The organism is Amycolatopsis sp. NPDC059021, from assembly GCF_042739895.1.
GTDB lineage: Bacteria > Actinomycetota > Actinomycetes > Mycobacteriales > Pseudonocardiaceae > Amycolatopsis.
Genome location: NZ_JBHYIQ010000003.1, coordinates 8,147 through 13,587 on the forward strand (window position 1 = coordinate 8,147; position 5,441 = coordinate 13,587).

5 protein-coding genes are annotated in these 5,441 nt (G+C 68.7%); 1 reads left to right on the plus strand and 4 read right to left on the minus strand.

Annotated features, from left to right (window positions below; all coding sequences use genetic code 11):
* The 3 genes from ACFWX1_RS02025 to ACFWX1_RS02035 all read right to left on the minus strand — a co-directional run.
* A partial coding sequence (locus ACFWX1_RS02025; RefSeq protein ID WP_378382949.1) for an oxidoreductase occupies positions 1–727 on the minus strand: 727 nt, incomplete at its 3' end.
* A gap of 85 nt (positions 728–812) precedes the next feature.
* Positions 813–2,309, minus strand: coding sequence for an alpha/beta fold hydrolase (locus ACFWX1_RS02030; RefSeq protein WP_378382950.1), 1,497 nt, complete (start codon positions 2,307–2,309; stop codon positions 813–815).
* A gap of 339 nt (positions 2,310–2,648) precedes the next feature.
* Positions 2,649–3,503 (minus strand): NAD(P)H-binding protein, encoded by an 855-nt coding sequence (locus tag ACFWX1_RS02035; RefSeq protein WP_378382951.1) that lies wholly within the window; start codon positions 3,501–3,503, stop codon positions 2,649–2,651.
* A gap of 165 nt (positions 3,504–3,668) precedes the next feature.
* Here ACFWX1_RS02035 and ACFWX1_RS02040 point away from each other — a divergent pair, with 165 nt between their 5' ends.
* Positions 3,669–4,280 carry a TetR/AcrR family transcriptional regulator gene (locus tag ACFWX1_RS02040; RefSeq protein ID WP_378382952.1) on the plus strand — a complete coding sequence of 204 codons (612 nt, stop codon included), beginning with the start codon at positions 3,669–3,671 and terminating at the stop codon, positions 4,278–4,280.
* 28 nt (positions 4,281–4,308) lie between these two features.
* On the opposite strand, the gene ACFWX1_RS02045 is transcribed toward ACFWX1_RS02040, so the two are convergent.
* A complete protein-coding gene (locus ACFWX1_RS02045; protein WP_378382953.1) occupies positions 4,309–5,307 on the minus strand; it encodes a helix-turn-helix domain-containing protein in 999 nt (332 codons plus the stop codon).
* Positions 5,308–5,441: the final 134 nt, after the last annotated feature.

A 5,441-nucleotide genomic window follows, 5' to 3' on the forward strand; every position in this document is an offset into this window, starting at 1 on the left:
TTGTTCGGGGGGTTTGTCTATTTTTTTTATTTGTCTGTATGTGTGGGCCGTTTTGGGGGTGTTTCCCTGGCGGTTGCCGCCGCCCCGGGGGGGGGGCGGCGCGGATCGGCTCGAACAGCTCGTCGTAGTCCTCGATCGTCCGGTCGGTGCGGACCATGGAGCTGCCTGCCCAGTTGGTGCGGAACGACCCGGGCTCGATGAGTGTGACGTGCACGCCGAAGCCGGCCACCTCCTTGGCGACGGTTTCGAGGATGCCTTCGACCGCGTATTTGCTGCCGCAGTAGTAGGCCAGCCCTGGCACCGTCATCAGCCCGCCCATGGAGCTGACCGCGAAGATGTGCCCCGTGCGCCGCTTGCGCATGGACGGCAGGACGGCCTGCACGGTCGAGGCGACGCCGAACACGTTGGCGTCGAACTGGGCACGCAGCTCGGAGATCGGCGACTCCTCGAAGACGCCCTCGTGGCCGTAGCCCGCGTTCGCGATCAGGACGTCGATCGGCCCGACGGCCGACTCCGCTTCACGCACCACGGCCGGCACGGCCCGGTCGTCGGTGACGTCGAGTTGTCGCGCGTGTGCGCGGCCCGGGGCGAGCCCTTCGAAGGCTTCGACGTCGGCCTGCTTGCGGACCGTGCCGATCACGGTGTGTCCAGCGTCGAGCGCCCCTCGCGCGAAGGCCCGGCCAAGGCCGCTGCTGACGCCGGTAATGAGGAAGATTCGTGCAACCACGCCACCACTCTACATGGCGTCGACTTAAATCAACACTGTGTCGACTAATGTGACGTGCCGGCGCTCGGCGCCGGGACGTCGTGGTTCAGGGCACCGGCACCGGTTCCGGGATCGGTGCCCCGTCGCAGCTGTCGTTGGCGGGCACCCCGGTCTCGAAGAACCGGACCACCTTGCTCGCACAGGGCAGGCCCGCCAGCGAGCCGTGGACGTCGTCCTGCACGGTCAGCACCGAACCTCCGATGCGCTGACGCATTTCCCACGCCCCGGCATAGGGGGTCACGGATTCGTACCGGTGCCCGATGATCTGCAGGTCGCTGCGGCCGGGGCGGTAGTCGAAGTTCTTCCCGGCGTACGGCCACTGCACGCAGCTGCCGGCGTAGACCGGCACATCCGCGTTGGACATCGGATACTGCTTGCGCAGTGCGCTGAACTCCTGCCACACCTGGTCCAGATCGCGGGTTCCGGTGGTGTCGGCGCAGTTGATTCCGTGCTGTACGAACCGGTTGAGCGTGTACGGGCGCTTCTCGTCCCAGCCGAACCCGGCCGTGGTCGCCGCCTTGGGCTGCCGGGCGGGCGGGTTCTTCCCGGCCTGCACAGCGGCCAGTGCCGAGGCGCCGTAGCCCCAATCCGGCGAAAGGGACGAGGCCATGTTCTGCACCCAGGTGTCGTTCAGCTCGAGCGTCTGGCCGTTCACCACGACTGTGCGCGGGTGGGCCTTGAGTTCGGCACTGAGCGCGAGTTCGGTCGCGTACACCTGGTCCCCGGTCGTGCCGAGGTGGAGCACGGCGTCGCGTTCGGCCATCCAGCCGGCGAATCGGAGCAGGTTGTCGTTGCGGGCTTTCGTCTCGTCCGCCTCGAAGTGGTCGAGATCCATGTTCGGGGGCAGCACCGAATCGATCGCCATCCGCCCGACATGGTCGTCGAACAGGCTTCGGTAGGCCGCGCCAAGGCCGGTGCCCCAGGAAATGCCGAAGTAGTCGATCTTCCGCTCGCCGAGGGCTTCCCGGACCCGGTCCAGGTCCCGCGCGATGGTCTCGACGCCGAGGTGGGCGGCGAACTCCGGGTCCTTCGCCGCGCAGCCGCCGTAGATGTCCGAATGCCAGGTGATCCAGGTGGCCAGATAGTCCTTTTCGGACTGTCCGGGCTGCGGCCGTGGTTCACCGCCGAGGCCCTGGCAGTCGACCTGCCCGCTGAATCCGGTGCCACGCGGATCGAAGCTCACCAGGTCGTAGTACTTGCCCAGTTCGCCGAGCTTGCTGGTGCGGATGAGCTCGGGCATCGACATCCCGGTGCCGCCGGGCCCGCCCGGGTTCAGCATCAGCACCCCGCGCCGGTGCGCCGGATCGGACGCCGGGATCCGGTCCACCGCCAGCTGCAGCGACCGGCCGTCCGGCCGGGCGTAGTCGACCGGCACGGTCACCGTCGTGCATTCGGCGCTCGTACCGGCCGTCTTCGGCCACGACGATGCAAGCTGCGTGCACGGCATCCAGGTTGGCGACGCCTGCGCCGCCTCGGCCGGCACGGTGAGCCCGAGTGCCGCTAAAGCCGCGCCGGCTATCGCCACCATCTTCCGCAGGACCATTCCCATCCTCCTCGACTCGAACCCGCCACCGAGTCGGCACCGCGAACTGCTTGCGCGCCAAGGAGCCGGAAATCCGGCAGCCGACCCGGCCAGTGGTTTTCGCCGGGGTAGTCGAGGGAGGGAGGGCGCCGGGTTTCCCTCCGGCGTATTTATGACCAAGGGCACATTCGCGATGGCGCGCAGTGGAGGCACTCGGGGGTGATAGTCGACCGCAGTTCATCGAACTCATGTTCGACATTGCGGCTTGCATGTCGTACGTTCCTGTCACAGATGGCGTTACGACAAGGAGCGGTGGCGGTCACAAGGGCATGCCCGGATCGATGATCGGCAAGAGGCGCTTCAGGCGACGATGTGGGTTGCGAGCCGGTCGGCAACGCTGCTTGGCTCGCGTCCGAGGAGTTCGGCAAGCAGCGGGTCGGCTTCTGCGAAGTAGCCCTCGCGGCTGGCTTGGTACCAGGTGAGCAGGAGCCGGGTCGTCTGCTCCGGGACGCCGAGCGTGATCTGGTTGGTAACCCACTGCTCGTCGTCCAGGACGACGCGCTTGATGGTGCGGCCGGTGAGGTCGGTGGCGATCTTGGCGAAATCGTCGAGGGTGACGGCGGTCGGCGCGGTGAGGGTGACCGGGCCGTCGAAGGAGCGGTCGCCGGCGAGGATGATCGCAGCGCCCTCGGCTACGTCGACGCGATCGGTATACGGCACGGGACCGTCTGCCGGTTGGGCGATCTCTCCGGTCTGTTGCCACGGGCCGAGCACCTGGTCCAGTGGGCCGTAGGCGCCGTTGCGCAGTGCTGTCCAGGCCACCCCGGACTCGGCGAGGATCGCCTCGGTGGCAACGTGGATTTCCGACGGCCGGTACGGATTGCCGGGGACGACGGCCTGCTGGCTCGTGTAGAGGATCCGCCGGGCGCCCGCCGCGACGGCGGCCTCGATGGCGTCGCGGTGCAGGCTGACCAAGTCGGCCGCCGGGTCGTTGCCGGAAATCAGAAGTACCTGCTCGGCGCCGGCGAAGGAGTCGCGCAACGCGGCCGGATCCTCGAAGGAGCCCTGCCGCACCCGGACGCCGCGGTCGGCGAAGTGCTGCGCCTTGGCGACATCACGGACGCTGACGCCGATCTGGTCGGCGGGTACGCGCTTGAGAAGGTGCTCGACGGCGGCGCCGCCCAGCCCACCGGTAGCGCCGGTGACAACGATCATGTTCGTGGCTTCTTCCTCGGTGTCCGCACCGCATCTGCCCTGGTGGTGGGCGGAAATCCTAAACTGACCATGCGGGTCAGGTTCGCTTCTGCCGTCGACTGTAGGTAAACTGACCCAGCGAGTCAACTTCCGCCGCTGAGCGGCAGCGCGGGACAGTGGGAGGCGGTGAGGGCCTTGGCCGGTGCGGTGCCATCGGAATCCCGGCTGCGCGCCGACGCCAGGCGCAATTCCGAGCAGATCCGCTCCGCCGCGATCGGCGCGTTCCAGGGGCGGGGTCTGACGGTGCCGCTGGAGGAGGTCGCCAAAGCGGCGGGGGTGAGCAAGGCCACGATCTTCAACCGTTTCGGCGGTCGGATCGGCCTCATCGACGCCGTCATCGAAGAGGTCGTCGCGACGGAGTTGTTCGCCGTCATCGACCACACCCGGACCATTGACGACGTCGGCGAGCGGATCGCGTACTACCTCACCGCGATCCGTGATCTCCAGTACCGCCAGCCGGCCGTCAACGACGTCCTGTTGCAGACGTATCCGCACTCGCGGCAGCTCATGGAGATTTGCCGGGCGGGGAGCGAGATCAACGACGAACTCATCGCGGCGGCGCGGGCCTCGGGCGCACTGCGGCCGGAGTTCACGGCGGGCGACCTCCACGCACTCGTCGTCGACAACGCCCTTGCCCTCAAACACGGCGAGCGGCCGCCCCGGGACGACTACGACCGCCGCACCGGTTACCTCCTGGACGGAATCCGCGGGTGTCAGTCCGCTTCTGGTGACAGATAGCTTGATCGGTCACCGTCGCGGAGCAGTGTCAGCGGCTGTGGCGTTGCAGGGTTCGGTAGGGCGGGCAGCCGTAGGTCGTGCGGTAGTGGTGGGCGAAGCGGCCGGGGTGGAAGAAGCCCCAGCGGGCGGCGATCTCGGTGACCGTGACCCCGGTGGTGGGGTCGGCGGTCAACAGTTCCTGGCGGGTCTGGTGGAGGCGGGCTTGGCGGAGGTAGCCCATCGGGGTGGTGTCGCGGTGGCGGCGGAAGGCGTACTGCAAGGCGCGGATGGTGACGTCCGCGGCGGCGGCGATGTCGGCGACCGAGATGTCCTCGTGGGCGTGGTCGTCGATGAACGCGATCGCCCGCCGCAGGGTGCGCGGGTGGGCATCGTGGCGGTCCTCGATGGTGGGGTCGGTGCACGCGGTGCTGGGAAAGGCGGTCAGCGCCGCCGCGGCCAGCATCCGCCCGGCGGCACTGGCCACCAGCGGTTCGGCCATGACTCGCGGCCGGTCGCGCAGAGCGTCGGCGAGGTAGTCGAGGGTCGCCCCCATGAGGCCCGCAGCCCCCGGATCATGGGGGCGCAGGTCGGTGAACCGAACCGGCTCGGGGCGGCGTGTTTCGGCGGTGGCGGCGATCTGACCCAGCAGCGGGAAGGGCAAGGTAGCGGCCTGGAGACCACCATCGTGCCACCGCAACCGCACGGCAGGGGCGTCCTCGGACGTCGAACCGAGGTACAGGTCGCTGGGGCCGAACCGGTAGTCGGCGCCCGCGTACCGGTAGTCCACCGTCGTGGTGCGGGGGCGGCCGATCGTCAACAGAGGCAGCCCCTCCACGGTGATCGTGATCTCGCAGCCTCGCTGAGCCGTCCCGAGTGTCTCGACGGAGAACACGCCGGTCGCCGACCGGGTGTAGCGGAGCAAGTAGCTGCCTGTGCCTCCGGTCATCCGGAAGTTGCTGCCGTGGATATCGGTCAGGAACTGGCCGGCCTGGTCGTAGTCGGTGGTCTCGAACAGCAGGTTCCGCGGCGGTGTGGGTGTGGCGGCCATCGTGGACGCTCCTCGGCGCAACCGGATACCGGCGGCGAAGGAGGCTGGGAGCCCGCGGGCGGGCGGCGGGGCGCCACCACCTGTGGGGGGGGCAATGGTGGGGCCACATGGGCCGGGCCCCCCGGGGGGTCAAA

Excerpts from the sequence above, each read along its gene's own strand:
- ACFWX1_RS02030 (WP_378382950.1), bottom strand. The coding sequence starts at position 2,309 with ATGGTCCTGCGGAAGATGGTGGCGATAGCCGGCGCGGCTTTAGCGGCA.
- ACFWX1_RS02045 (WP_378382953.1), bottom strand. The coding sequence starts at position 5,307 with ATGGCCGCCACACCCACACCGCCGCGGAACCTGCTGTTCGAGACCACC.
- ACFWX1_RS02035 (WP_378382951.1), bottom strand. The coding sequence starts at position 3,503 with ATGATCGTTGTCACCGGCGCTACCGGTGGGCTGGGCGGCGCCGCCGTC.